This is a genomic window from Ancylobacter sp. Lp-2 (assembly GCF_020523795.1).
Lineage (GTDB): Bacteria > Pseudomonadota > Alphaproteobacteria > Rhizobiales > Xanthobacteraceae > Ancylobacter.
Genome location: NZ_JAJALI010000004.1, coordinates 139,145 through 165,666, shown reverse-complemented (window position 1 = coordinate 165,666; position 26,522 = coordinate 139,145). Strand labels below are relative to the sequence as shown.

Genomic DNA, 26,522 nt, shown 5'->3' with positions numbered 1-26,522 from the left:
GTCAGGCGGGCGGTGCCGGCGTCGCCTCGGGAGCGAGGTTCGGCGGCACCCGCGCCATCAGGAACGCCGCCTTGATGAGGTCGGCATTGCCGGCGGCGATCTCGCCGTCCGGCAGGTGCTTGCCGTCCTCCAGCCCAATGCGCCCGTCGAGGCCGCGCATCAGCGCGTCGCGATAGAGCGGCCAGACACTGGCGTCGTAGCCGTGCTGGAGGATCGGCACATCGAGGCTGGCGCGGGCGAGCACAGTGCGGATGCCGGCGGCCACCGCCAGCGCCTCCGCCTCGTCCTGTTCGTTGATTTCGAGGAGTATGCGCAGGCATTTCGGCGCGGTGTCGAGCTTGACGAAGCGCTCGGCGTCCTCGACCGACCACAGGCCGGCCTCGACGCCGATGCCGCGCGCGAGGGCGAGCGCGATCATTTCCGGGGCGTCCGCCTCGACGAGGTTCACCGACACATAGTCCGGCCGCTCGGTCCAGGCGGCGACGGCGGCGAGCCGTCCCGCGCCGCCGGGGGCGATGCCGGCATGGGTGGACAGTCCGACCGGCACGCCCGGCACCCGCTTGCGGATGGCGAGCAAGGCCTCGGCGATATGGGCGGGATCGAGCGTTTCGGCGCCGCTGTCGTCGCGCGGGTGCAGGTGCAGTTCGCCGGCGCCGGCCGCGACCACCGTTTCCGCCTGAAAGGCGAGCTCGGTGGGGGTGAAGGGAGTGTCCCGATGGAAGGCCTTGTCGCGCGAACCGTTGAGGCAGGCCTGAAGCATGAGCGGCGTCCCTTTCGATGAGTGAAGCCTACTCCTTAACCCGCTTGGAAGCCCATTCGTTTCAAGCGGGAGACGGTTCTCTCCAGCGCTTGGAGAAATTCCGAGCGGTCGCGCGGCGAAAACGGGCGGGGGCCACCGGTGACCGCGCCGGCTTCGCGCAGGTCCTGCATCAGGTTGCGGGTGGCGAGTTGCAGGCCGATGGACGAGGCGGTGAACGCCTTGCCGCCCGGCGCCAAGGCTTCGGCGCCTTTGGCCACCACCCGTGCGGCGAGCGGTACGTCGGCGGTGACGACGACGTCGCCGGGCTCCACCCGCTCGACGATCCAGTCGTCGGCGACGTCGGCGCCGGCCGGCACGATCACCCGCTCGATCCAGTCGGCACGCGGCACGTTGACGAAGCTGTTGGCGACGACGAACACCTTGAGCTGGTGGCGCTCGGCGACACGATAGGTCTCGTCCTTCACCGGGCAGGCGTCGGCGTCGACATAGATGATGATGGGTCTCGTCAAGGTATTCTGTGCGGATGAAAAGGTCGTGGAAAGAAAGAAGGGCTGCCCCAGGGGCAGCCCTTCCCATGTCAGACCGCGGTCCGGTCCGGTAACCGTCCGAAGGACGGTGCGATGTGTCGCATCACGCGGCACGGACCTCGCAAGAGGCAAGCGTCCAGGTCACAGATACCGACGACCGCGGATCAAGACGATCAGACACTGGATCACCTCCTTTCGATTGTTGACGACGATGTGAGCTTAACGTGATTCGCGCCGACGTCATCCTCCCTTACGGCACGACTGTTCACATCGGGTTGCGGTGTGACATGTTCGGTGAGCGGTTCGACGCGGGAGGTGAAGATGCGCAGTGCCTTTGGCAACGTCCTGAACAGGCCCCTTGGATGGCTGCTGGCGCTGTCCCTGATGGCGACCCCCGGCCTTGCGCAGCAGGCCTCGGACGCCCAGGCACCGGAAGCGCCGAGCGCCATCGCGGCGGAGGCCAAGTCGGTGACCGCCAAGAACTGGATGGTGGCGACGGCCAATCCGTTCGCCACCCGCGCTGGCGCGGCGGCGCTGCGCAATGGCGGCAACGCCATCGACGCGCTGGTGGCGGCGCAGGCGGTGCTCGGGCTGGTCGAGCCGCAATCCTCCGGCCTCGGCGGCGGCGCTTTCCTGGTCTATTGGGACGCGGCGGCCGGCAAGCTGACCACCTTCGACGGTCGCGAGACGGCTCCCCGCGCGGCGACGCCGACGCTGTTTCAGGACGCCAAGGGCGAGCCGCTGAAATTCATGTCGGCGGTGGTGGGCGGGCGCTCGGTCGGCACGCCCGGTTTGCCGCGCTTGCTCGATTTCGTGCACCGGCGCTACGGCCATATCGCCTGGGCGCATCTGTTCCGCCCGGCGGTCCGGCTCGCCGAGGACGGTTTCCCGGTGTCGCCGCGCCTCTCCAAGCTGATCGCCGAAGACGCCGAGACGCTGAAGGCCAACCCGGTCACCGCCGCCTATTTCTTCGACGACAAGGGCGCCCCACTCGCCGCCGGGACGACGCTGAAGAACCCGGCCTATGGCGACACGCTGCGCCAGATGGCGCGTTACGGCTCGGCCGCTTTCTATCGCGGCCCGGTCGCTCGCGACATCGTGCGCACGGTGCGCGGGGCGTCGGGCAATCCCGGCGTGCTGACGCTGGAGGATCTGCGCGCCTACCGGGTGAAGGAACGCGCGCCGGTGTGCGGTGACTATCGCGGCCTCGATGTGTGCGGCATGGGGCCGCCGAGCTCGGGCGCGCTCACGGTCGGCCAGATCCTCGGCATGCTGAACTCCTACGACCTCAAGGCTCTGGGGCCGGATTCGCCGGAATCCTGGCGGCTGATCGCCGATGCCTCGCGGCTCGCCTTCGCCGACCGCGACCGCTACATGGCCGATCAGGACTATGTGCCGATGCCGACCAAGGGGCTGCTGGCGCCGGACTATCTCAAGAGCCGCGCCGAGCTGCTGCGCGGCGACGACGCGCTGCCGGAAGTGGCGCCGGGCACGCCGACCTGGAGCCACGCCATGCTGGCGCCGAAGCGCGCCAATGACGAATCCATCGAGCTGCCCTCGACGACGCAGATCACCATCGTCGACAAGGCCGGCAACGTCGCCTCGATGACCTCCAGCATCGAGGCCGGCTTCGGCTCGCGGCTGATGGTGCGGGGCTTCCTGCTCAACAATGAGCTGACCGACTTCTCCTTCCGCTCGCAGCGCGACGGGGTGCCGATCGCCAACCGCGTCGAGCCCGGCAAGCGGCCGCGCTCCTCCATGGCGCCGACCATCGTGATGAAGGACGGCAAGCCGCTGCTGGCGCTGGGCTCGCCCGGCGGCAGCCAGATCATCGGCTATGTGGCGAAGACGCTGATCGCCCATCTCGACTGGGGCATGGACCTGCCCGCCGCCATCGCCGCGCCGAACGTGCTGGCACGCTTCAACGAGGTGGAGGTCGAGCAGGGCACGCCGGCCGAGGCGCTGGCGCCGAAGCTCACGGCGCTCGGCTACAAGGTGAAGACGGCGCCGATGACCTCCGGCGTCCAGGCGGTGCTGATCGGCCCGGACGGGCTGACCGGCGCCGCCGATCCGCGCCGCGAAGGAGCGGTGATCGGCGAGTGAGCGTGCCGCCGGAAAGCGGTACCTGCCCCTAGAGCAATTCCCGCAAAAGTGCGCAGCGGTTTTGCGAAAGGAATTGCGCAGAAACAAAGAGCTGGAGCGTTTCCGGTGAACCGGATTTCACGGAAACGCTTTAGTGGCTGATCATCCACGGGCGCGCCGAGGGGAAGCTCTTGGCGCCGCTCGCCGAGGTGGCGGTACGGTTCTTCTTGGTGCGGCTCTTCATGCCGCCCGAGCAGCAGGAGCAGCCGGCGGCATGCTTCGCGCGCTCCTGCTTTTCCCGGTAGCCGTCGACGCTCATCGGCGCGTGGCGCGCCTGCTCGTTGCCCGCGTGGGCGGTCAGGCTCGCCCGCGACATCGAGGTGAAGTGCGGGGCGGTGAGCAGCACGCGCGGGGCCATCGTGCCGCAATCGGGGCAGGGCTGCGGGGACTGGTATTCGCTCATCGGGCGCAGGGCGGTGAAGTCGCCGCAGTCGTCGCAGAGATATTCATAGACGGGCATGTGCCTTCTCCTCGGGCGTTTCCTTTGGGGGCGTTTCCTCGATGAGAGAGCGGGACGGCGTCGCCACCGTCCCGCCCACCGGACCAAAAAGGGGGTCAGAGGTCCGGCGAGATCGGCATGTCGACCGAGCCGTCGATGAACTTGGTCGGACCGGCCGAGGAGGGCTTGATGTCGAAATCGAAGATCTCGGTCGGCAGCCACAGCGTGGCGCAGGAATTCGGGATGTCGACCACGCCGGACAGATGGCCCTGCACCGGCGCGACGCCGAGGATCGAGTGCGCCTGCGCGCCGGAATAGCCGAACTTCTTCAGGTACTCGATGGCGTTGAGGCAGGCCTGCCGATAGGCGACATTGGCGTCGAGATAGTGCTGCGTGCCGCTTTCGTCGACCGAGATGCCCTCGAAGATCAAGTAGTCCTTGTAGTTCGGCGTGATCGGCGACGGCTTGAAGATGGGATTCTTGATCCCGTACATCTCCATGCCGTTCTTGATCAGGTCGACCTTGATGTGCAGCCAGGCGCCGAACATCTCGATGGCGCCGCAGAAGGTGATCTCGCCGTCGCCCTGGGAGAAATGCATGTCGCCCATGGAGAGGCCGGCGCCGTCGACATAGACCGGGAAATAGATCTTGGAGCCGCGCGACAGGTCCTTGATGTCGCAATTGCCGCCATGCTCGCGCGGCGGCACGGTGCGGGCGCCTTCGGCGGCCACCTTGTCCCAGGCGTCGCCCTTGCCGAGCTTGCCGAGATGCGCGGTCTTGGGCGCCGGCGGGTTGGCGAGCGGCGGCACGCGGGTCGGGTTGGTGTCGATCAGCGCCTGCTCGCGGGCGTTCCAGGTGTCGAGCAGCTTCTGCGAGGGCAGGGTGCCGATCAGGCCGGGATGGATGAGGCCGGCGAAGCCGACGCCCGGCACGTGGCGCGAGCGGGTGAACATGCCCTCATAGTGCCAGATCGACTTCTGGGCGAACGGGAAATGATCGGTGAGGAAGCCGCCGCCGTTCTTCTTGGAGAAGAAGCCGTTGAAGCCCCATTCATGGCCCTTCAGCGTGCCGGCGTCGAGGATGTCGACGACGAGCAGGTCGCCGGGCTTGGCGCCCTTCACCCCGATCGGGCCGGAGAGATAGTGCACGGTCGACAGGTCGACGTCGCGGATGTCGTCGGCGGAATCATTGTTGGCGATGGCGCCGCCGGTCCAGTCGACGGTCTCGACGAGGAAGTCGGCGCCGGGTTCGACCCAGGTGGCGATCGGAATGTCCGGATGCCAGCGATTGTGCAGGTATTCGTTCTCCGTGGCCGGCTTCGACAGGTCGACCGAGATCAGTGTTTCAGGCATGGCGAACTCCGTTCCCCTTGGACTGCATGCGGAAGGTTTGGAAATGGGGCGCCGGCCCGCGGGCCGGTGCCGGGCCTCAGACGGAGAGGAAGCGCGCGACCTTGGCCTCGTCGACATCGGCGCGCTTGTCCTCATGGACGATCTCGCCGTTCTCGATCACCAGCACCCGGTCCGCGATATCGAGGGCGAAGGACAGCACCTGCTCCGACACCACGATGGACAGGCCGCGCTCGTCGCGGATGCGCTTCAGCGTGCGCGCCATCTCGCGGATGATCGAGGGCTGGATGCCCTCGGTCGGTTCGTCGAGCAGCAGCACCTTCGGCTGGGTGGCGAGCGCGCGGGCGATGGCGAGCTGCTGCTGCTGGCCGCCGGAGAGGTTGCCGCCGCGACGGCCCTTCATCTCCAAGAGCACCGGGAACAGCTCGTAGAGGTCCGGCGGCACCTTGATCTCGCCGCGCGGGATCAGGCCGGTCTCGATGTTCTCCTGCACCGTCATGGTGGAGAAGATCATGCGGCCCTGCGGCACATAGGCGATGCCGTTGGCGACCCGCTCATAGCTCTTGAGCTTGGTGATGTCGGTGGCGCCGAGAGTGACCGAGCCGCTCTTGGTCGGCACGATGCCCATGAGCGACTTCATCAGCGTGGTCTTGCCCATGCCGTTGCGGCCCATGATGGCGACGATCTCGTTCGGCGCCACCTTGATGTCGAGGCCGTGCAGCACCTCGCTCTGGCCGTAGGAGACGTGGAGGTCGGCGATATCGAGCATGGCGTGCCTCCTCAGTGACCGAGATAGACTTCGATGACCTTGGGGTCCGCCTGGACCTTGGCCATCGAGCCTTCCGACAGGATCTTGCCCTGGTGCAGCACCGTCACCTTGTGGGCGATGTCCTCGACGAACTTCATGTCGTGCTCGATGACGATCACCGAGCGATCCTTGATGATGCGGTTGAGCAGCTCGGCGGTCTTCTTGCGCTCGGAGACGCTCATGCCGGCCACCGGCTCGTCGAGCATCAGCAGCTCGGGGTCCTGGATCAGCAGCATGCCGATCTCCAGCCACTGCTTCTGGCCGTGCGAGAGATATTCGGCGCGCTGGTCGAGTTGGTCGGCGAGGAAGATGGTCTCGGCGACCTCCTGCACCCGCTCCTTCACCGCCGCGTCGCGGCGGAAGGTGAGGGCGCCCCTGACGGTGCGGCCCTTCGGGTAGGAGATTTCCAGGTTCTCGAAGACGGTGAGGTCCTCGTAGATCGACGGGTTCTGGAACTTGCGGCCGACGCCGGCGCGGACGATCTCGTGCTCCTTCATCCTGGTCAGCTCGCGCTCCTTGAAGCGGATCGAGCCGGCGGTCGCCTTGGTGCGGCCGCAGATGAGATCGAGCACCGTGGTCTTGCCGGCGCCGTTGGGGCCGATGATCACCCGGATCTCGTTCTCGTCGACATAGAAGGACAGGTCGTTGACCGCCTTGAAGCCGTCGAAGGAGACGGTGAGCCCCTCCACCGCCAGCACGAAGTCCTTGTTCATCTGGTCGCTGATGACATTGGCGTTCATGGTTCCGGCTCCTATTCCGCAACGGCAGGGGCGGCGGCGCGCTTCGCCGACCCGCCGAACAGCGGTCCGAGGCGCGGGGCGACATAGGTCTGCCAAAGGCCGGCGAGGCCATTCGGGAAGATCAGCACCACGGCGATGAACAGGCCGCCGAGGCCGAACAGCCACAGCTCCGGAAAGCTCTCGGAGAACGAGGTCTTCGCCCAGTTGACCAGCAGCGTGCCGTAGATCGCGCCGAGGATGGACAGGCGCCCGCCGACCGCGGTGTAGATCACCATCTCGATCGACGGCACGATGCCGACGAAGGAGGGCGACATGAACCCGACCTGCAGGGTGAACATGGCGCCGCCGATCGCCGAGAGCGACGCGGCGAGGCAGAACACGAACACCTTGAAGCTGGCGACATCGTAGCCGGAGAAGCGGACGCGGTCCTCCTTGTCGCGCATGGCGACGAGGATGCGGCCGAGCTTGGACGACTTCACGTAATAGGCGAGCAGGATGCAGGCGATGAGCAGGCCGACGCAGACGAAGTAGAGGATGGTCTTGGCGGCATCGGTGCGGATGTCCCAGCCGTGCAGGGTGCGCAGATCGGTGATGCCGTTGATACCGCCGGTATAACCCTGCTGGCCGACGATCAGGATGGTCAGGATCGCGGCGAGCGCCTGGGTGATGATGGCGAAATAGACGCCGCCGACCCGCCGCTTGAACATCGCGAAGCCGACGATGAAGGCGAACAGCGCCGGCACCAGGATGACGGCCACGATCGTCAGCCCGAGATTGTTGAAGGGCTGCCACATCAGCGGCAGTTCGGTGATCTGGTTCCAGTCCATGAAGTCGGGGATGCCCGGCGTGGTCTGGATCTTGGTGTTCTCGACGCTGGAGGCTTCCAGCTTGAGGAACATCGCCATGCAGTAGCCACCAAGGCCGAAGAACACGCCCTGGCCGAGCGAGAGGATGCCGGCATAGCCCCAGCACAGCACCAGGCCGAGCGCGACGAAGGCATAGGTGAGGTACTTGCCGACGAATTGCAGGCGGAAATTGTCCAGCGTCAGCGGCAGGACCACCACCAGCAGGATCGCGAGGATCGCGATCCCGATCATGTCCTGCGGGCGCAGGAAGAAGGTGCGGCCGGATGTCGGAGCGGATGTGGTCACGGGCATCTCCTCAACGACGGACCTTGATGACGAACAGGCCCTGCGGCCGCAGCATCAGGATGACGACCACGCCGAGCAGCGTGAGGACCTTGGCCATCGAGCCGGACAGGAAGAATTCCATGGTCGATTGCGCCTGCGAGATGGTGAAGGCGGAGGCGATGGTGCCGAGCAGGCTCTGCGCGCCGCCGAACACCACCACCAGGAAGGTGTCGACGATGTAGAGCTGGCCGGAGGTCGGGCCGGTCGAGCCGATCATGGTGAAGGCCGAGCCGGCGACGCCGGCGATGCCGCAGCCGAGGCCGAAGGTGTAGCGGTCGACCTTCTCGGTGTTGATGCCTACCGCGCCGGCCATGACGCGGTTCTGCACCACCGCGCGCACCTGCTTGCCCCAGCTCGACTTGTACATCAGCAGGGCGACCGCGACGGTGATGGCGATGGTCAGGCCCATGACGAACAGGCCGTTGATCTGCACCTCGACGACCTCGGTGACGGGCAGCGAACCCATCATCCAACTCGGCAGCTCGACGCCGACCTCGCGCGGGCCGAACACAGAGCGGTAGACCTGCTGCAGGATGAGGCTGAGGCCCCAGGTGGCCAGCAACGTGTCGAGCGGTCGCTTGTAGAGATGGCGGATCATCAGCCACTCCGTCGCCATGCCGAGCGCGCCGGCGGCGAGGAAGGCGAGGATCATCGCGACGAAAAAGTAGATGCCGAACAGCGATGGCAGGTAGTTCAGGAAAAATTGCGAGGTGAAATAGGTGACATAGGCGCCGAGGATCATGAACTCGCCATGCGCCATGTTGATGACGCCCATCTGCCCGAAGATGATGGCGAGGCCGAGTGCCATGAGCACGAAGACCGAGAACAGGATCAGCCCGGCGAAACCCTGCATCATGAAGATGGAGCTGAGCTCGGCCAGCGAATAGTCGGAAAACATCAGAAATCCCCCGGCGTGCGCCCGATGGCGCGGTCCTCGACAACCGAAAGAGCCCCGGAGAGGGCGAACCCTCTCCGGGCGGGAGCATCAGCCGATCACTGGTAGCCCTTGGGGAACGGATCCGGCTCGATGAGGTCGGGCGTCTCGAACACCACCTTGAACTGGCCGTCGAGCTGCGCCTGGCCGACGCGGGTCTTCGACCACAGATGGTGGTTCGGGTGGATCTTGACGTAGCCTTCCGGCGCCTTGGTGAACTCGATGCCGGGCGAGGCCTCGGCGATCTTGTCGACGTCGAAGGAGCCGGCCTTCTCGACGGTCATTTTCCACAGCCACGGGCCGAGATAGGCGGCCTGCGTCACGTCGCCGATCACGGTCTTCTCGCCCCACATCTTCTTGAAGGCGGCGACGAAGTCTTTGTTGTTCGGATTGTCGAGCGACTGGAAATACTTCATGCAGCTATAGGCGCCGGCGATGTTGTCGCCGCCGATGCCGTCGATCTCGTCCTCGGTGACGGAGATGGTGAGCAGCGTCTGCTTGCTGAGGTCGATGCCGGCGGCCTTGAGCTGCTTGTAGAAGGCGACGTTGGAGCCGCCGACCACCGCGCAGTAGATCACGTCCGGCTTGGTCAGCTTGATCTTGTTGATCACCGAGTTGAACTGGGTGTGGCCGAGCGGGAAATATTCCTCGCCCGCCACCTTGCCGCCGAGATGCGCCTCGATGTGCTTGCGGGCGATCTTCATCGAGGTGCGCGGCCAGATATAGTCCGAGCCGATGAGGTAGAAGCTCTTGGCGCCCTTGGTCTTGTTGACCCAGTCGAGGCCGGCAAGGATCTGCTGGGTGGCTTCCTGGCCAGTGTAGATGACGTTCTTCGACTGCTCCAGGCCTTCATAGAAGGTCGGGTAATAGAGCATGCCGTTATACTGCTCAAACACCGGCAGCACCGCCTTGCGCGAGGCCGAGGTCCAGCAGCCCATGACGGCGGCGACCTTGTCGTTGACCAGCAGCTTCTTGGCCTTTTCGGCGAAGGTGGGCCAGTCGGAGGCGCCGTCCTCCTGGATGAACTTGATCTTGCGGCCGAGCACGCCGCCCATGGCGTTGATCTGCTCGATGGCGAGCTTCTCGGCCTGCACCGAGCCGGTCTCCGAGATCGCCATGGTGCCGGTGACGGAGTGCAGGATGCCGACGGTGACTTCCGTGTCGGTCACGGCAAGACCGGTCGTGTTGACCGCCGAGGTCGCCGGCGCCTGAGCGAAGGCGGAGGAAGAAAACAGCGCCGTCGATGAAAGAAGAGGCGCGGCGGGAAGGGCCGCGAGACCTTTCAGAAGTCTACGGCGCGTCGAAGAAAAATTATCCGATCCGTCGTTATGCGAAGACATGCGATCCCCTCCACGGGTTTGACGTGGCCTTAACAAGCTTCCCGATGTGCTTGTGTTGGCCTGATCGTGGGGAGTGATCAGCTGCGGCAGCAATACGTCGATTGACGTATAGGGGTTTGCGGGCACCAGCCTCACCATGTCTGCGAGCTTGGCGAAACAGGTTCCGACGAGCCGGACGTTCTTTTTTACGCGCGCGTGCAGGAGTGCGCGCGGGAGGTGTGGAGGTTCTACTTTTCGGATGGTGGAAAAAGGCAGATGTCGGCATGGCCTGCCGGCGTTTTCATTTTCCATTTCGGCACGAGTTCATGGATCGCCTTCGCGGAGTGCGTGAGCGCGCGATGCAATCCATGCGTGCGTGGTGCGTTTCTTGCTGGCGTGCGACCGGCCCGGATGAGGCCGGCGGCAGAACGAAGCGTGGGAGGAAGCAGGAGGTATGTCGGGCGTCGAGGCGGCGAGGCGGGAAACCATGGCGGCCGAGCAGAAGATCGTGCGCGTGCGACGCCGCTACAACCAGTGGGTCGTCAACGAGACGCTGGAAGACTACGCGCTGCGCTTCACCGCCAAGAGCGCGCGGCGCTGGTCGGCGCTGCGTGTCGCCAACACCGCGCTCGGGGCGGTGTCGTTCCTGGCGCTGGAGGCGATCGGCGGGGCGGTGACGCTCACCTACGGCTTCCACAATGCCGTGGCGGCCATCCTGGTTGTCTGCGCGCTGATCTTCGCCACCGGCCTGCCCATCAGCTACTACGCGGCGAAATATGGCGTCGACATCGACCTGCTGACCCGCGGCGCCGGCTTCGGCTATATCGGCTCGACGCTGACCTCGCTGATCTACGCCTCCTTCACCTATCTGTTCTTCGCCATCGAGGCGGCGATCATGGCGCTGGCGCTGGAGATGTGCTTCGGCGTGCCGCTGATGGTCGGCTATTTCGTCAGCGCGCTGGCGGTCATTCCGCTGGTGACGCACGGCATCACCTTCATCAGCCGCTTCCAGCTCTGGACCCAGCCGGCCTGGGTGCTGCTCAACATCGTGCCGCTCGCCTTCGTCATCTATGCCGGCGGGGATTCGCTGGGTGAATGGACGCGCTATGCCGGCCGTCTCGGCGCTCCGGACGGTTCCTTCGATCCGCTGCTGTTCGGCGGGGCGGCGACGGTGATCTTCGCGCTGGTGGCGCAGATCGGCGAGCAGGTGGATTTCCTGCGCTTCCTGCCCCGGCGGGCGCCCGGGCGTAGCGCGGCGGCCCGTAACATGGTGTGGTGGCTCGCGCTGCTGTCGGCCGGTCCGGGCTGGATCGTCGTCGGCGGGCTGAAGATGCTGGCGGGCTCCTTCCTCGCCTATTTCGCGCTGACACATGGCGTGCCCTTCGTCCACGCGGCCGAGCCGACGCAGATGTATCTCGTTGCCTTCGAGATCGGGCTGTCGCCGCAGGCGGCGCTGGTGGCCACCGGGCTGTTCGTCATCCTCGCCCAGCTCAAGATCAATGTGACGAACTCTTATGCGGGCTCGATCGCCTGGTCGAACTTCTTCTCGCGGCTGACCCACAGCCATCCCGGCCGGGTGGTGTGGCTGGTGTTCAACGTCACCATCGCGCTGATGCTGATGGCGCTCGGTATCTACAAGGTGCTGGAGCAGATCCTCGGCCTCTACGCCATCGTCGCGGTGGCGTGGGTGGCGGCGCTGGTGGCGGATCTCGTCGTCAACAAGCCGATGGGCTGGAGCCCGCCCGGCATCGAGTTCAAGCGGGCGCATCTCTACGACATCAACCCGGTCGGCGTCGCGGCGGTGATGGCCGGCACCGGCATCGCGGTGCTCGCCTTCGCCGGCCTGTTCGGCGCGGCGCTGCAGGCCTTCGCCCCCTTCGTCGCGCTGGTGGTGTCCTTCGTCACCGCCTGCGGCGTCGCCTGGGGCACCGGCGGGCGCTACTACCTCGCCCGCCAGGCCTCCAAGAAGTGGGAGGGGCGCAGCACGCTGAAGTGCTGCATCTGCGAGCACAAATTCGAGCCGGAGGACATGGCGCATTGCCCGGTCTATGCCGGGCCGATCTGCTCGCTGTGCTGCTCGCTCGACGCGCGCTGCCACGACCGCTGCAAGGAGGAGGCGCGCTTCCCAGACCAGATCCTCGCCATGCTGCGGGCGACGCTGCCGGTCTGGGCGGTGGCGCGCATCAATTCGCGGCTCGGCCACTATATCGGCGTGCTGTCGCTGCTGGCGGTAGTGATCGGCGCCATTCTCGGGGTGATTTATTTCCAGGCCGCGCTGTCGCCGCCCGCCGAGCGCGACGCGATCGGCGGTATGCTGTTCACCCTCTATTTCATCCTGCTGATCATCGCCGGCGTCGCCGCCTGGCTGTTCGTGCTGGCGCAGGAGAGCCGGCGTGTCGCGCAGGAGGAGAGCAACCGGCAGACCGCCCTGCTGATGCGCGAGATCGAGGCGCACAAGCGCACCGACGCCAAGTTGCAGAAGGCTAAGGAGGTGGCCGAGGCGGCGAACCTCGCCAAGAGCCGCTATGTCGTCGGCATCAGCCATGAGTTGCGCACGCCGCTCAACGCCATTCTCGGCTATGCGCAGCTGCTGGAGCGCGACGCGGCTATCCCGCAACACCGGCGCGACTCGATCCGGGTGATGCGGCGCTCGGCCGAGCATCTCTCGGGGCTCATCGACGGGCTGCTCGACATTTCCAAGATCGAGGCCGGGCGGCTGCACCTCACCCGCGACGAGGTGCGCATCGGCGATTTCCTCGACCAACTGGTCGACATGTTCCGCCTGCAGGCGACCGCCAAGGGCATCGACTTCGTCTATGTCCGGCCGGAGCGGCTGCCGATGGTGGTCTACACCGACGAGAAGCGGCTGCGGCAGATCCTCATCAACCTCTTGTCCAACGCCATCAAGTTCACCCACTCCGGCCGGGTGGCGCTGCGCATCACCTATCGCAACCAGGTGGCGGAGTTCGAGGTCGAGGATACCGGCATCGGCATTCCCGAGGCCGATCACAAGCGCATCTTCGAGCCCTTCGAGCGCGGTGAGCGGGCCGGCACCTATTCCACCGCCGGCATCGGTCTCGGCCTGACCATCACCAAGCTGCTCACCGAGATCATGGGCGGCGAGATCTCGCTGACCTCGGTGCCGGGGGCCGGCAGCACCTTCCGGGTGAAGCTGATGCTGTCGGAGGTGCCGCGGCCGAGCCGGAACACCGCCATCCCGCACCGGCGGATCGCCGGCTATGCCGGACGGCGCCGCACCGTGCTGGTGGCCGACGACGACAGCGCGCATCGCGACCTGATGCACGAGGTGCTGGTGCCGCTCGGCTTCACCGTGCTCGCCGCCGCCGACGGCGTGGCGGCGCTGCAGATGGTCCGGCAGTGGGAACCGGACCTCGTGCTGCTGGACATTTCCATGCCGGGCCTGAACGGCTGGGAGGTGGTGCGTCAGCTGCGCGATGAAGGCTTCGTGCGGCTGCGCGTCCTGATGATCTCCGCCAATGCCGGCGAGATCATTGGCGAGGGGCTCGACGCGCGGCGCCATGACGACCAGATGGCCAAGCCGGTGCAGCTCGCCGTCTTGCTGGAGAAACTGGAGAAGCTGCTGGAGCTCACATGGATCGTCGAAGGCCAGGTCGTGCCGCCGGCGCCGGTGGCTCCGGCCTCGCTGCGCCCGCCGGCGGGCGGGCATATCGAGGAGCTGATGAAGCTCGGCGAGATCGGCTATGTGCGCGGCATCCAGGCCAAGCTCGCCGAGATCGAGGCGGACTCGCCGGAAAATGGCGCCTTCGTCTCGCATATGCGGGACCTCATGGACACGTTCGACCTCAAGCAATACATGGCCGTACTGGAGGCGTTGCGCAGCGATGATGCATAGCGTGGAGCGCCGCGACATCGTCCTGGTGGTGGACGATTCGCCCGAAACTCTGAGCCTGTTGACCGATGCGCTCGAAGCCGCCGGCGCCACCGTGCTGGTGGCGGTGGAGGGCGCCAATGCGCTCGCCCTCGTCGAGCGCATCACCCCCGACGTCATCCTGATGGACGCGATGATGCCGGGCATGGACGGCTTCGAGACCTGTCGCCGGCTGAAGGCCAACAAGGCGATCGCCCATGTGCCGGTGATCTTCATGACGGGCCTGTCGGAAACCGAGCAGATCGTGAAGGGGCTGGAGGCCGGTGGCGTCGACTACGTCACCAAGCCGATCTCGCCCTTCGAGCTGATCGCCCGCATCCGCGTGCATCTCGCCAATGCGCGGCAGACGCACAGCGCGCGGGCGGCGCTCGACGCGTCCGGCCGCTTCCTCATGTCGTCGACCGCGCAGGGGCGGGTGCTGTGGAGCACGCCGCAGGCGACCGCGCTGCTCACCGCCATCACCGTCTCGCCGCCCGGCGACGCCTTCCTGCTGCCGGAAGCCGTGCGCCGCTGGCTGGCCAACCGGCGCAGCGATGGCGCGCCGGGACCCGGCCGCGAGGCGATCGATCTGCCGGTGGAGGGGGCGGCACGGCGGCTGCGCCTGTCCTATGTCGGGCAGATCGGGCCGGACGAATTATTGCTGCGCATCGTCGAGGACGAGGGGCTGGCACCCGAGCAGGTGCTCAAGGCCAGGCTCAACCTCACCCTGCGCGAGGCGGAGGTGCTGATGTGGCTGGCACGCGGCAAGGCGAACCGCGACATAGGCGAGATCCTCGGCCTGTCGCCGCGCACGGTGAACAAACATCTGGAGCAGATCTATTCGAAGATCGGCGTTGAGAACCGCGCGGCGGCGACGGCGCTGGCGGTCACCGCGCTCACGCCGCGCTGAGGGATCGGCGAGGTCTGCGCCGGTTACGCCGCGGCGCCGCGGCCGAGGGGGGCGAGGTGGTCGAGGTCGGCGTCGGTGAACAGGCGGGAGCGGGTGAGGAAGCGCACGCCGCGTCCATTCTCCAGGCTGAACATGCCGCCGCGCCCCGGCACGACGTCGATGATCAGCTGGGTGTGCTGCCAATAGTCGAATTGCGACGGGCTCATATAGAAGGGCGCGCCGCCGATGGCGCCGAGCCGCACATCCTCGTCGCCGACGATGTAGTCGCCCTGCGGGTAGCACATGGGCGAAGAGCCGTCGCAGCAGCCGCCGGACTGGTGGAACAGCACCGGCCCGTATTCCCCGCGCAGTTCGGCGATGAGCGCCAGTGCCGCATCGGTGGCGAGAACGCGCGGAACGATGTCGGCGGCAAGTGGATCGGCGGCGAGGGTATCGGTCATGGGCTCCTCCCGTGTCGTCGCCGCGCTCGTTTTGTCGGTGTGGCGCGGCTATCGGTGTTTCGAAGATGGGCCTCGAACGATCCGCCGACAAGCGCGAGGTCGGGGGAAGTCATCGCTGCGGGACGCCGGGCGGCGGAATGCCGCCCGGCGTCCCGGTCGCTCAAGCGGCGATGTCGAGCACGATGCGGCCATCGATCTTGCCGGCATGCATGCGGGCGAAGATGTCGTTGATGTCCTCGAGCTTGCCCCGCTCCACCGTCGCCTTCACCTTGCCCTCGGCGGCGAATTCGAGCGATTCCTGCAGGTCGAGCCGGGTACCGACGATGGAGCCGCGCACCGTGGTGCCGTTCAGCACCATGTCGAAGATCGGCAGGTCGAAGGCGCCGGGCGGCAGCCCGTTCGCCACCAGCGTGCCGCCGCGACGCATCATGCCGAGCGCCTGGCTGAACGCCTTGGGCGAGACGGCGGTGACCAGCACGCCATGGGCGCCGCCGATCTCCTTCTTCAGCACCGCGACCGGATCCTGTTCCCGCACGTTGACGGTGACAGCGGCGCCGAGCTTGCGGGCGAGGTCGAGCTTGTCGTCGGCGATATCGACCGCCGCGACGTTGAGGCCCATGGCCCGGGCATATTGCACCGCCATGTGGCCGAGCCCGCCGACGCCGGAGATCACCACCCAGTCGCCCGGCTTGGTGTCGGTCATCTTCAGGCCCTTATAGACGGTGACGCCGGCGCACAGCACCGGGGCGATGTCGACGAAGCCGACATTGGCCGGCAGATGGCCGACATAATTGGGATCGGCGATCACATAGTCGGCGAAGCCGCCATTCACCGAATAGCCGGTGTTCTGCTGCTCCTCGCACAGCGTCTCCCAGCCGCCGAGGCAGTGGGGGCAGTGGCCGCAGGCGGTGTAGAGCCAGGGCACGCCGACGCGGTCGCCTTCCTTCACATGCTTGACGCCGGCACCGACGCCGGAGACGTAGCCAACGCCCTCATGGCCGGGAATGAAGGGCGGGTTCGGCTTCACCGGCCAGTCGCCCTCGGCGGCATGAAGATCGGTGTGGCACACGCCCGACGCCTGGATGCGGACCTGGATCTGGCCCGGGCCGGGCTCGGGAACCAGCACTTCCTCGATGACGAGGGGCTTGCCGAATGCGCGGACCACCGCCGCTTTCATCGTCTTTGCCATGAACGCTCTCACCTCCGTTCGCGCCGGCACCGGATGCGCCGGCCACCATGGTCGCGGCGGGATGGAAGCGCATTCCATCCCGCTGATCCTTGATCTGACCCCGCGTGACGGGGGGCAGAAAGTCGGGCTCAGAAGAAGCCGAGCTTCTTCGGCGAGTAGCTGACCAGCAGGTTCTTGGTCTGCTGGTAGTGATCGAGCATCATCTTGTGGGTTTCTCGCCCGATGCCGGACTGCTTGTAGCCGCCGAAGGCCGCGTGGGCGGGGTAGGCGTGGTAGCAGTTGGTCCACACGCGGCCCGCCTGGATGGCGCGGCCGAAGCGATAGGCGCGGTTGCCGTCGCGGCTCCACACGCCGGCGCCGAGGCCGTAGAGCGTGTCGTTGGCGATGGAGAGCGCCTCGTCCTCGTCCTTGAAGGTGGTCACCGACACGACCGGCCCGAAGATCTCCTCCTGGAAGATGCGCATCTTGTTGTGGCCCTTGAACACCGTCGGCTTCACATAGTAGCCGCCGGCCAGGTCGCCGCCGAGCTCGTTGCGCCCGCCGCCGGTGAGCACCTCAGCGCCCTCCTGCTTGCCGATGTCGATATAGGAGAGGATCTTCTCCAACTGCTCGGAGGAGGCCTGGGCGCCGATCATCGTCGCCGGGTCGAGCGGCGAGCCCTGCACGATGGCTTCGACGCGCTTCAGCGCCTTTTCCATGAAGCGGTCATAGATGCTCTCGTGGATGATCGCGCGCGAGGGACAGGTGCAGACCTCGCCCTGGTTCAGCGCGAACATCACGAAGCCTTCGATCGCCTTGTCGAAGAAGTCGTCGTCCTCGGCGGTGACGTCCTTGTGGAAGATGTTGGGCGACTTGCCGCCAAGCTCCAGCGTCACCGGAATGAGGTTCTGGCTGGCATACTGCATGATCAGCCGGCCCGTCGTGGTCTCGCCGGTGAAGGCGATCTTGGCGATGCGCGGGTTGGAGGCGAGCGGCTTGCCGGCCTCTAGGCCGAAGCCGTTGACGACATTGAGGACGCCGGGCGGGAGCAGGTCGCCGACCAGCTCCAGCAGCAGCAGGATGCTGGCGGGGGTCTGCTCAGCGGGCTTCAGCACCACGCAATTGCCGGCCGCGAGGGCGGGGGCGAGCTTCCACACCGCCATCAGGATCGGGAAGTTCCACGGGATGATCTGGCCGACCACGCCGAGCGGCTCGTGATAATGGTAGGCGACGGTGTCGTGGTCGATCTCGGAGAGCGCGCCTTCCTGCGCACGCACGCAGGCGGCGAAGTAGCGGAAATGGTCGATGGCGAGCGGGATGTCGGCCGCGGTGGTCTCGCGGATCGGCTTGCCGTTGTCCCAGGTCTCGGCGAGCGCGATGGTGTCGAGGTTCTCCTCCATCCGGTCGGCGATCAGGTTGAGGATGCGGGCGCGCTCGGCGGCCGAGGTCTTGCCCCAGGCGTCCTTCGCCTTGTGGGCGGCGTCGAGGGCGAGCTCGATGTCGTCCTTGTCGGAGCGCGGAATCTCGCAAATCTTGCCGCCGGTGATCGGCGAGGTGTTGTCGAAATAGCGGCCGTTCACCGGTTCGACGAACCGGCCGCCGATATAGTTGCCGTAACGAGCCTTGAAGGGCGACTGGCGGGTAATGGCGATTTCAGGCTTGTTCATTTTGGATTCCTCCCGGGTTGGGTGGACCCTTGTTTGCACCGCCCGTGCCAGAGCTTTGTCGCGGCGCACAAAATCGTTGACGCGGCACAGCAAAATATTGAAACCATTGGTCTAAGAATTCAGTTCACATTGGTTTCAAAACAAAGGGTGTGGACCGCGGGCCGGAACTTTGCCACAACTGTCGGAGAGAACGACAATAACTAAGAACATGTGTTGCACAATGCGACACCCCGGGAGGAACGTATGCGAGCCGACACGGCTTCCCGAGCGGTTTCCACCGCCCGCCGGCAATTCTTCGACGAGGGGCGGCCACCGCAATCGCTGGTCGCCGAACCGATCCTGCGCTCATGGCGGCGCTGCGCCGATCTCGGCCTCGACAACCAGGTGCTGCCCTCGCTGGTGCCGCTGACGGCGGGAGAACTGCGCCAGGCCGGCGAGCGCAACGAGCGACTGCGGCGGCTGAGCCGGCCGGAGATCGAGAGCCTCCATGCCGAGGCGATGCAGACCGGCTGCGTCGTCATTCTTACCGACGCGTCCGGGCTGATCCTGGAATCGCGGGGCCATACCGCCTTCGCCTCGCGCGCGGCGCAGGTGGCGCTCCGGCCGGGAGTGGACTGGAGCGAGACGGCGACCGGCACCAATGCGGTGGGCACGGCGTTGCTGGAGGGACGGCCAATCGCCGTGCATGGCGGCGAGCACTATTTCGACCCGCACGGCATATTGAGCTGCTCGGCCGCGCCGATCATGGACCCCTTCGGTCGCGCGGTGGGCGTGCTCGATCTTTCCGGGCCGGCGGCGGTGGACCATCGCCACGCGCTCGGGCTGGTGCGCCTCGCCGCCGAGCAGATCGAGCACCGCTTCTTCGATGAAGGGTTTTCCGGCCTGAGGGTGCTGCGGCTCGGCGCCGACCGGGCGTTGCTCGGCACCGCGCGCGAGGGCGTGCTGGTGTTCGACGGCGAACGGCTGGTGGCGGCCAACCGGCACGGCCTCGGCCTGTTCGGCATCGACTGGACGGCGCTCGGCAGCCGCAAGATCGACGAACTGATCGAGCGGCTGCCGCAGGAGGCGGGCATTGCGCGGCTGGAGGCGAGGAGCGGGGACGTGCTATTCGGTCGGCTCGATGGCGAGACGACGATCCCGTCCCGGAGCCCGGCGAAGGAGAAGCCGGTTGGGCGCGGCCTGCCGCAGTTCGGCGAGCTCCTGCTGCGCGAGGCGGACGAGCGCGCGCTGCTGCGAGCGGTGAAGATGATCGATGCCGGCGTGCCGGTCCTGATCCAGGGCGAGACCGGCACCGGCAAGGAAATGGCGGCGCGCGAGGTGCATCGCAGGGGACCGCGCGCGGCCGGCCCCTTCGTCGCGGTCAATTGTGCGGCCATCCCGGAAACGCTGATCGAGGCCGAGCTATTCGGCTATGAGGAGGGCGCCTTCACCGGTGCCCGCCGCCATGGTCGCAAGGGCCTGCTGCGCGAAGCAGAGGGCGGTGTGCTGTTCCTCGACGAGATCGGCGACATGCCCGTCGCCTTGCAGTCCCGTCTCCTGCGGGTCCTGCAGGATCACGAAGTGCTGCCTTTGGGGGGCGGCCGGCCGGTAGGCGTCGATTTCGCGCTGGTCTGCGCCACCCACCGCAATCTCAGGAGCCTTGTCGACAGCGGGGCGTTCCGTTCCGACCTGTATTTCCGCATCGCCCATTACACGATCGAGTTGTCGGCCGTGCGCGATCTGCCGGATCGGCTGTCCACGGTGCGTGCCCTCTGGCGGCGGGTGGCGCGGGACGAACGGCTTACCCTTGCTGCCGGCTGCGAGGAGCGGCTGGCTGCCTATGACTGGCCGGGCAATTTCCGCCAGCTCGCCGGCACGCTCCGGATGCTCGCCGCCCTGGCCGAGCCGGGGCAGCCGGTCGGCCTCGATCTGCTGCCCGAGGAAGTGGCCGCGGGCATGCGGCCGCCGCCGGGCCCGGCGCCCGCGGCCGGACCCGAGCCGGCCGATCTCGACGCCATCGAGCTTGCGGCGATGCGGCGTGCGCTGGACGCCCATGGCGGTAATGTTTCCAAGGCGGCGCGGGCGCTCGGCATCAATCGCTCGACGCTCTATCGACGGCTGCTCAGCACGCACTGAGCCTCAGCCGTCGCGGCGCTCCAGCGAGGCAAGGTCGCTTTGCGGCACGTCGGAGCTGCCTTCGACGCGGTCACGATGAAGGGCCGCGCGGGCCAGCAGCATCAGCGTCACCGGGGTGGTGATGGTGACGAAGAGGGCAATCAGCACCTCGTGGATCAGCGGCCGGCTCTGCAGCACGCTGAAGCACACCATCGAGCCGATCAATATGCCGCCGACGCCAAGGGTCGCGCCCAGGGTGGGAGCGTGGACGCGGGCATAGAAGCTGTTCAGGCGCAGCAGGCCGATGGAGCCGATCAGCGCGATCGCGGCACCGAGAACCACGAGGGCGCCGACGAGGATCGCGGCCCAGAGCGGCAGCAGTGGAGCACTGCTCATTCGATCACCTCGCCGCGCATGAGGAATTTGGCGAGCGCCACCGTGCCGGAGAAGCCGAGCAGCCCGATCGCCAGCGCCGCCTCGAAATAGAGCGTGGTGCCGGAACGGATGCCGATGGTGAGCAGCAGCAGCATCGCGTTCACATAGAAGGTGTCGAGCCCGAGGATGCGGTCCTGCGCACGCGGGCCGATCAGGATGCGGCCTGCGGCGCAGGCCATGGCGATGCCGATGAGAACCTGCGCCAGCGTGAGAGACCAGCCGAGAATGAGCACCTCGAGCGGCGGGGTCATTCGAAGATCTCCATCAGGAGGCGCTCGTAACGATGCTTGATGAGGTCGATCCAGCTCTGCTCGTCGACGAGATCGAGCACATGCAGCAGCAGCGTGCCGCGCGTCGGGTCGTGATTGACCCACAGCGTGCCCGGCGTGCAGGTGAGGATGATCGCCAGCACGGCAAGGCCATATTCGTTGCGCAGGTCGAGCTGCACGGTCATGAAGCCGGCATGGTCGCTGCGCCGGTTGCCGCGCAGGATGATGGTGCCGACCGCGAGATTGGAGCGGAACACGTCGACCAGGACCCGCAGCGCGAGGCGGAGCATCGCCACCGGTCGCCGGAGCCGCACCGGTTGGGGATCCAGCGCCGTCATCACCCAGGTGGCGCCGAGGGCGACGAAGGAACCGAGCACGATATGGCCGGGCGCCAGCGACTGCTGCAGCAGCAGCCACATGGCGAGCAGCGCCAGGAACAGCAGCGGGAACGGAACAACCCGGCGCAGCAGGCCGGACGGGCGGTTCATGGCTTGCCTCCCGTGCCGATAGTGGGCCGCAGCGGCACTGTACCGGCGGGCGCGATGCCAAGGATATCGCGCGCGTATTCCTGCGGCCAGTACAGCATCTGCGCGGTGGCATCCATGTAGCGCATCGCCGGACCGCCGAACACGGTGAGCAGCACGCAGACCGCCAGCAGCGCGCCGACCGGCGCCGCTTCCACCGCCCGCACGCGCGGGATGGCGCCTTCGCCCGGCATCCACAGCGTGCGGATGCCGGTCCGGGTCATGGCGATCAGCGTCGCAAAGCCGGTGAGCATCAGCAGCGTGATCAAAAGCCAGTGGGAGACCGAGATCGACCCGGCCTCGTTGATCAGCGCGGAGAGCATCGCGACCTTGCCGACGAAGCCGGACAGGGGCGGCAGGCCGGCGAGCAGCGCGGTGCAGGCGACGAAGGCGCCGCCCAGCAGCGCGATGGTGGCCGGGATCGCCACGCCGACCTCGCCGTCCTCGTCGTCCTCCTCCTCGTCGCTCTCGCCGTCGCCATAGGCCTCCATGGTCACGGCTAGCACGTCGGCGCCGGCGTCGCGGCCGCGCTCGATCAGTTCGATCAGCAGGAAGAAGGCGGAGATCGAGAGGGTCGAGGTGATGAGGTAGAACAGCGCGCCGGAGATGACGGCGCTGTTGGTGGTGCCGATCGCGGCGAGGATGGTGCCGGACGACACCAGCACGCTGTAGCCGGCCAGGCGCAGCATCGATTGCGAGGCCAGCACGCCGATGCCGCCGAAGGCGATGGTCGCCATGCCGCCGAAATACAGCCAGTCGGCACCGAAGCCGGCAGAGTTGCCCGCCTCGCCGCCGAAGCAGAGCAGGAACAGCCGCAGGATCACATAGACGCCCACCTTGGTCATGATGGCGAACATCGCCGCGATCGGCGCGCAGGCGGCGGCGTAGGTGGTGGGCAGCCAGAAGCACAGCGGCCACATGCCCGCCTTGATGAGAAAGGCGACGCCGAGGATGGCCGCACCGGTCTCGAACAGCGCCCGCTCGTCGATGTTCAGCGAGGGGACCAGCCGGGCGAGGTCGGCCATGTTCAGCGTGCCGGTGACGCCGTAGATGATCGCCACCCCGATGAGGAACAGCGAGGAAGCGACGAGGTTCACCGGGATATAGTGCAGCCCGGCCTTGACCCGAGCGGTGCCCGAGCCGTGCAGCACCAGCCCGTAGGAGGCGGCGAGCAGCACTTCGAAGAACACGAACAGGTTGAACAGGTCGCCGGTCAGGAAGGCGCCGTTGAGCCCGGCGAGCAGCAGCAGGAACAGCGTGTGGAAGCGTGGCCCGGCCTTGTGCCAGCGGGCGAGGGCGTAGAGCAGGCAACACAGGCCGAGCACCGCCGTCAGCACCAGCATGAGCGCCGAGAGCCGGTCCGCCACCAGCACAATGCCGAACGGGGCCGGCCAATTGCCGAGCGGGTAGACCGTAATGGTGGCGTCGCCATCGGTGTCGATGGTCGCGGCGCGGATCAGCAGCGTCACCGCGATGACCAGCAGCGCGGTCGCGGTGGCGAGGCTCAGCGTCATCTTGAGCCGGCGCCGCCGCTCGTCGAACAGCAGCATCGCCGCGCCCACCGCCAGCGGCAGCAGGATCGGCGCGATCACCAGATGGTCGGCGAGGGAATGGATCATCAATCCTCCCGCCCGTTGACGTGGTCGGTGCCGGTGAGGCCGCGCGCCGCCAGCAACAGCACCAGGAACAGCGCGGTCATGGCGAAGCCGATGACGATGGCAGTGAGCACCAGAGCCTGCGGGGTGGGATCGGCCATGGTGGCGGGATCGCCGACGCCCGGGCCGGGCAGGATCGGCGGGGCGCCGACCTTGATGCGGCCCATGCTGAAGATGAACAGGTTCACCGCGTAGGAGACCAGCGACAGGCCGATGATGACCTGGTAGGTGCGCGGGCGCAGAAGCAGCCACACGCCCGAGCCGGCGAACACGCCGATGCCGATGGCGAGTATGATTTCCATCTAGTCTCCCTCCGCCGTCCGCCGGGGCCGCGTACGCCGCAGCGACTGGTGGGCCAGGGCTACCAGCATGAGCACCGTGGCGCCGACCACCACCGCGAAGATGCCGAGATCGAACATCAAGGCGCTCGCCACTGGGAACTTGCCGACGATCGGCCAGTCGAGATAGCGCGCATGGGTGGTGAGGAAGGGATAGCCGAACCACCAGGAGCCGGCGCCGGTGGCGCTCGCGATGAGCAGGCCGAAGCCCATCCAGCGCAGCGGCAGCACACGCAGGTGATCTTCCACCCAGCGGGTACCGGCGGCCATGTATTGCACGATGAAGGCGATGGAGAGGGTAACGCCGGCGGCAAATCCGCCTCCCGGCAGATCGTGGCCGCGCATGAAAAGATAGACCGCGAAGGTGGCGATCACCGGGAACAGCCACTGCATGACGAGGCGCGGGATCCGCAGATAGTCCGCCACCGTGTCGCCGGGTGAGCGGTCGGGAGCGGCCTCGTCGAACTCGTCTTGCAGGCGCTGCTGTTCGGGCGCCTCGATGCTCTCCTGCGCCGGACGGAAGCGGCGCAGCAACGCGTAGACGGTGAGGCCGACCAGGCAGAGCACCACCACCTCGCCCAGCGTGTCGAAGCCGCGGAAATCGACCAGTATGACGTTGACGACATTGGTGCCGCCGCCGCCGACATAGGCGCGCTCGACGAAATAGCGCGAGACGCTTTCGCCGAGCGGGCGCGTCATCATCGCATAGGAGATAATGGCGATGCCGATGCCGACCCCGATGGCGATGGCGAGATCGGCGTAGCGGCGCAGCAGCACCGAGGGCGGGGGGCTGGTGGGGTAGGGCTCCTCGATGCGCTTGGGCAGCCAGCGCAGGCCGAGCAGCAGCAGCACCGTGGTGACGATCTCGACCAGCAACTGGGTGAGTGCGAGGTCCGGCGCCGACAGCCAGGCGAAGGTGATGGAGCTCACCAGCCCGGCGCCGCCGAGCAGCACTAGGGCCGCGAAGCGGTGGAACTTGGCCTGCCAGGCGGCAGCGATGGCGCAACCGGCGCCGACGGCCCAGAGCAGCGCGAAGGCCGCGTCGAAGGCGGTGAGCGGCAGCGGGCCTTCCGCGACCATGCCGCGCAGCCAGAACGGCGAAACGGCAGCGGCGAGCGCCACCACCACGACGATACGCAGTTGTGGTTGCAGCCGCCGGCTGCCGAGCGCGCGCTCCAGCGTCCGGGCAAGCTGCCAGGAGATCACGACCAGCATGCGTTCGAAGATGCGCTGGCCCTTCAATTCGCGCACCAGTGGCGGACCCTCGACGCCGCTGTCGAGATAGGGCCGCAGCGCCAGGAACAGCACGGCACCGCCGATCATGGCGATAATGCTCATGACCAGTGCCCAGGTGACGCCGTGCCAGATGGCGAGGCTGTAATAGGGCAGGTCCGGGCCGATCACGGCCCGCGCGGCATTGGCCAGCAGCGGCCCGACCGTGTAGCTCGGCACGATGCCGATCAGCAGGCAGATCAGCACCAGGAACTCGATGGGAAAGCGCATCCAGTGCGGCGGCTCGTGCGGCATGCGCGGCAGGTCGGTCGGCGGTGGGCCGAAGAACACGCCGGTGATGAAGCGCAGCGAATAGGTGACGCTGAAGATACCGGCCAGCGTCGCCCAATAGGGCAGGCTGTCGTCGAGCAGCGAGCCGGTATGGTTCTCCACCGCCTCGGCGAAGAACATTTCCTTCGACAGGAAGCCGTTGAGCAGCGGTGTGCCGGCCATCGCCGCCGCCGCGACCATGGCGAGCGTCGCGGTGAACGGCATGTAGCGGAACAGGCCGGACAGCTTGCGCAGGTCGCGGGTGCCGGTCTCGTGGTCGATGATGCCGGCGGCCATGAACAACGACGCCTTGAAGATGGCGTGGTTCACGGTGTGGAAGATCGCCGCCACCGCCGAGAGCGGGCTGCCGAGGCCGAGCAGCAGGGTGATCAGCCCGAGATGGCTGATGGTGGAATAGGCGAGCAGGCCCTTGAGGTCCTGCTGGAAGATCGCCGCATAGGCGCCGAGCAGCAGGGTGACGAGGCCGGCGGGCACGACGAGATAGAACCAGGTGTCGGTGCCGGCGAGTACCGGCCAGAGGCGGGTCATCAGGAAGATGCCGGCCTTCACCATGGTCGCCGAATGCAGATAGGCGGAGACCGGGGTCGGCGCCGCCATGGCGTGCGGCAGCCAGAAATGGAAGGGGAACTGGGCGCTCTTGGTGAAGGCGCCGAGCAGCACCAGCACCACCACCGGCACATAGAGCGGGCTGGAGCGGATGAGGCCGCCGGCATTCAGCACCTCGTCCAGCTCGTAGCTGCCGACGATGCGGCCGAGCAGCAGCACGCCGACCAGCAGGCAGAGCCCGCCGGCGCCGGTGACGGTGAGCGCCATGCGCGCGCCGTCACGCGCTGCGGCGGTGTGGTGCCAGTAGCCGATCAGCAGGAAGGAGAAGAGGCTGGTCAGCTCCCAGAAGAACACGATCTGCACGAGGTTGCCCGACAGGACCACGCCGAGCATCGCGCCCATGAAGGCGAGCAGGAAGGAAAAGAAGCGCGGAACCGGGTCCTCGGCCGACATGTAGTAGCGGGCGTAGAGCACCACCAGCGCGCCGATGCCGAAGATGAGCAGCGCGAACAGCCAGGCGAGGCCGTCCAGCCGGAGGCTGACATTGATGCCGAGCATCGGCAGCCATTCGAGGACCAGCCGCACCGGCTCGCCGTGCGCCACCGATCCGTACATCAGGACGATGAGGGCGCAGCCGGCGACGGCGATGGCGCCGGCCATGAAACCCGCGGCATTGCGGGCATGGGTGGGAAGGAAGGCGGCGAGCGCACTCCCCGCGAATGGCAGCAGCAGCGCGAGGAGGAGAAGCTGGCCGTTGGACATGGTTGAGCCGCCTCCTCGCCCGGCCGGGAAACCCTCGATCTTGCGCGATTTCGT

Annotated in this window: 22 protein-coding genes; 4 read left to right on the top strand and 18 right to left on the bottom strand. The window is 67.0% G+C overall.

What is annotated here, in order from left to right; translation table 11 throughout:
- Position 1: 1 nt before the first annotated feature.
- Positions 2 to 760 carry a 3-keto-5-aminohexanoate cleavage protein gene (locus LGR54_RS12155; RefSeq protein ID WP_230362229.1) on the bottom strand — a complete coding sequence of 253 codons (759 nt, stop codon included), beginning with the start codon at positions 758 to 760 and terminating at the stop codon, positions 2 to 4.
- A gap of 35 nt (positions 761 to 795) precedes the next feature.
- A complete protein-coding gene (locus LGR54_RS12150; RefSeq protein WP_230362228.1) occupies positions 796 to 1,269 on the bottom strand; it encodes a YaiI/YqxD family protein in 474 nt (157 codons plus the stop codon).
- Between the two features lie 339 nt (positions 1,270 to 1,608).
- Here LGR54_RS12150 and ggt point away from each other — a divergent pair, with 339 nt between their 5' ends.
- Positions 1,609 to 3,390, top strand: a complete 1,782-nt coding sequence (gene ggt, locus LGR54_RS12145; protein ID WP_370638191.1) for a gamma-glutamyltransferase — start codon at positions 1,609 to 1,611, stop codon at positions 3,388 to 3,390.
- A 130-nt stretch (positions 3,391 to 3,520) separates the two neighbouring features.
- Here the strand turns inward: ggt and LGR54_RS12140 are convergent, their stop codons facing one another.
- The 7 genes from LGR54_RS12140 to urtA form a co-directional block, all read right to left on the bottom strand.
- Entirely contained in the window at positions 3,521 to 3,889 is a 369-nt protein-coding gene (locus tag LGR54_RS12140; RefSeq protein WP_230362227.1) for a zinc ribbon domain-containing protein, read from the bottom strand.
- Between the two features lie 95 nt (positions 3,890 to 3,984).
- Positions 3,985 to 5,220, bottom strand: a complete 1,236-nt coding sequence (gene fmdA / locus LGR54_RS12135) for a formamidase (protein WP_230362226.1) — start codon at positions 5,218 to 5,220, stop codon at positions 3,985 to 3,987.
- A gap of 76 nt (positions 5,221 to 5,296) precedes the next feature.
- Complete coding sequence (urtE, locus tag LGR54_RS12130) at positions 5,297 to 5,986, bottom strand: urea ABC transporter ATP-binding subunit UrtE (RefSeq protein ID WP_230362225.1); 690 nt, start codon at positions 5,984 to 5,986, stop codon at positions 5,297 to 5,299.
- Positions 5,987 to 5,997: 11 nt separating this feature from the next.
- The gene (urtD, locus tag LGR54_RS12125; protein WP_230362224.1) at positions 5,998 to 6,765 is read right to left on the bottom strand and encodes an urea ABC transporter ATP-binding protein UrtD; all 768 of its coding nucleotides are present in this window, start codon (positions 6,763 to 6,765) and stop codon (positions 5,998 to 6,000) included.
- Positions 6,766 to 6,776: 11 nt separating this feature from the next.
- Positions 6,777 to 7,862 (bottom strand): urea ABC transporter permease subunit UrtC, encoded by a 1,086-nt coding sequence (gene urtC, locus LGR54_RS12120; protein WP_230362494.1) that lies wholly within the window; start codon positions 7,860 to 7,862, stop codon positions 6,777 to 6,779.
- A 64-nt stretch (positions 7,863 to 7,926) separates the two neighbouring features.
- Entirely contained in the window at positions 7,927 to 8,853 is a 927-nt protein-coding gene (urtB, locus tag LGR54_RS12115; protein ID WP_230362223.1) for an urea ABC transporter permease subunit UrtB, read from the bottom strand.
- Positions 8,854 to 8,948: 95 nt separating this feature from the next.
- The gene (gene urtA / locus LGR54_RS12110; protein WP_230362222.1) at positions 8,949 to 10,229 is read right to left on the bottom strand and encodes an urea ABC transporter substrate-binding protein; all 1,281 of its coding nucleotides are present in this window, start codon (positions 10,227 to 10,229) and stop codon (positions 8,949 to 8,951) included.
- A 466-nt stretch (positions 10,230 to 10,695) separates the two neighbouring features.
- On the opposite strand from urtA, the gene LGR54_RS12105 reads away from it, so the two are divergent.
- Positions 10,696 to 14,082, top strand: a complete 3,387-nt coding sequence (locus LGR54_RS12105; protein ID WP_230362493.1) for an ATP-binding protein — start codon at positions 10,696 to 10,698, stop codon at positions 14,080 to 14,082.
- Positions 14,072 to 15,007 carry a response regulator transcription factor gene (locus tag LGR54_RS12100; RefSeq protein WP_230362221.1) on the top strand — a complete coding sequence of 312 codons (936 nt, stop codon included), beginning with the start codon at positions 14,072 to 14,074 and terminating at the stop codon, positions 15,005 to 15,007. The genes LGR54_RS12105 and LGR54_RS12100 overlap by 11 nt, the downstream gene beginning before the upstream one ends.
- Before the next feature lie 23 nt (positions 15,008 to 15,030).
- On the opposite strand, the gene LGR54_RS12095 is transcribed toward LGR54_RS12100, so the two are convergent.
- The 3 genes from LGR54_RS12095 to adh form a co-directional block, all read right to left on the bottom strand.
- Entirely contained in the window at positions 15,031 to 15,447 is a 417-nt protein-coding gene (locus LGR54_RS12095) for a DUF779 domain-containing protein (RefSeq protein WP_230362220.1), read from the bottom strand.
- Positions 15,448 to 15,607: 160 nt separating this feature from the next.
- Positions 15,608 to 16,636, bottom strand: a complete 1,029-nt coding sequence (gene adhP, locus LGR54_RS12090; protein WP_230362219.1) for an alcohol dehydrogenase AdhP — start codon at positions 16,634 to 16,636, stop codon at positions 15,608 to 15,610.
- 128 nt (positions 16,637 to 16,764) lie between these two features.
- Complete coding sequence (gene adh / locus LGR54_RS12085) at positions 16,765 to 18,282, bottom strand: aldehyde dehydrogenase (RefSeq protein WP_230362218.1); 1,518 nt, start codon at positions 18,280 to 18,282, stop codon at positions 16,765 to 16,767.
- A 243-nt stretch (positions 18,283 to 18,525) separates the two neighbouring features.
- On the opposite strand from adh, the gene LGR54_RS12080 reads away from it, so the two are divergent.
- Positions 18,526 to 20,397, top strand: a complete 1,872-nt coding sequence (locus LGR54_RS12080) for a sigma-54-dependent Fis family transcriptional regulator (protein ID WP_230362217.1) — start codon at positions 18,526 to 18,528, stop codon at positions 20,395 to 20,397.
- Between the two features lie 3 nt (positions 20,398 to 20,400).
- On the opposite strand, the gene mnhG is transcribed toward LGR54_RS12080, so the two are convergent.
- From mnhG to LGR54_RS12050, 6 genes are read right to left on the bottom strand one after another with little or no spacing between them, the layout of a single operon-like run.
- Positions 20,401 to 20,772 (bottom strand): monovalent cation/H(+) antiporter subunit G, encoded by a 372-nt coding sequence (gene mnhG / locus LGR54_RS12075; protein WP_230362216.1) that lies wholly within the window; start codon positions 20,770 to 20,772, stop codon positions 20,401 to 20,403.
- On the bottom strand, positions 20,769 to 21,062 hold the full coding sequence (locus LGR54_RS12070) for a K+/H+ antiporter subunit F (protein WP_230362215.1): 294 nt from the start codon (positions 21,060 to 21,062) through the stop codon (positions 20,769 to 20,771). The genes mnhG and LGR54_RS12070 overlap by 4 nt, the downstream gene beginning before the upstream one ends.
- Entirely contained in the window at positions 21,059 to 21,568 is a 510-nt protein-coding gene (locus tag LGR54_RS12065; RefSeq protein WP_230362214.1) for a Na+/H+ antiporter subunit E, read from the bottom strand. The genes LGR54_RS12070 and LGR54_RS12065 overlap by 4 nt, the downstream gene beginning before the upstream one ends.
- A complete protein-coding gene (locus tag LGR54_RS12060) occupies positions 21,565 to 23,223 on the bottom strand; it encodes a monovalent cation/H+ antiporter subunit D (RefSeq protein ID WP_230362213.1) in 1,659 nt (552 codons plus the stop codon). The genes LGR54_RS12065 and LGR54_RS12060 overlap by 4 nt, the downstream gene beginning before the upstream one ends.
- A complete protein-coding gene (locus LGR54_RS12055) occupies positions 23,223 to 23,561 on the bottom strand; it encodes a Na+/H+ antiporter subunit C (protein ID WP_230362212.1) in 339 nt (112 codons plus the stop codon). Before LGR54_RS12055 ends, LGR54_RS12060 begins: the two co-directional genes overlap by 1 nt.
- A complete protein-coding gene (locus LGR54_RS12050) occupies positions 23,562 to 26,468 on the bottom strand; it encodes a monovalent cation/H+ antiporter subunit A (RefSeq protein WP_230362211.1) in 2,907 nt (968 codons plus the stop codon).
- Positions 26,469 to 26,522 lie beyond the last annotated feature (54 nt).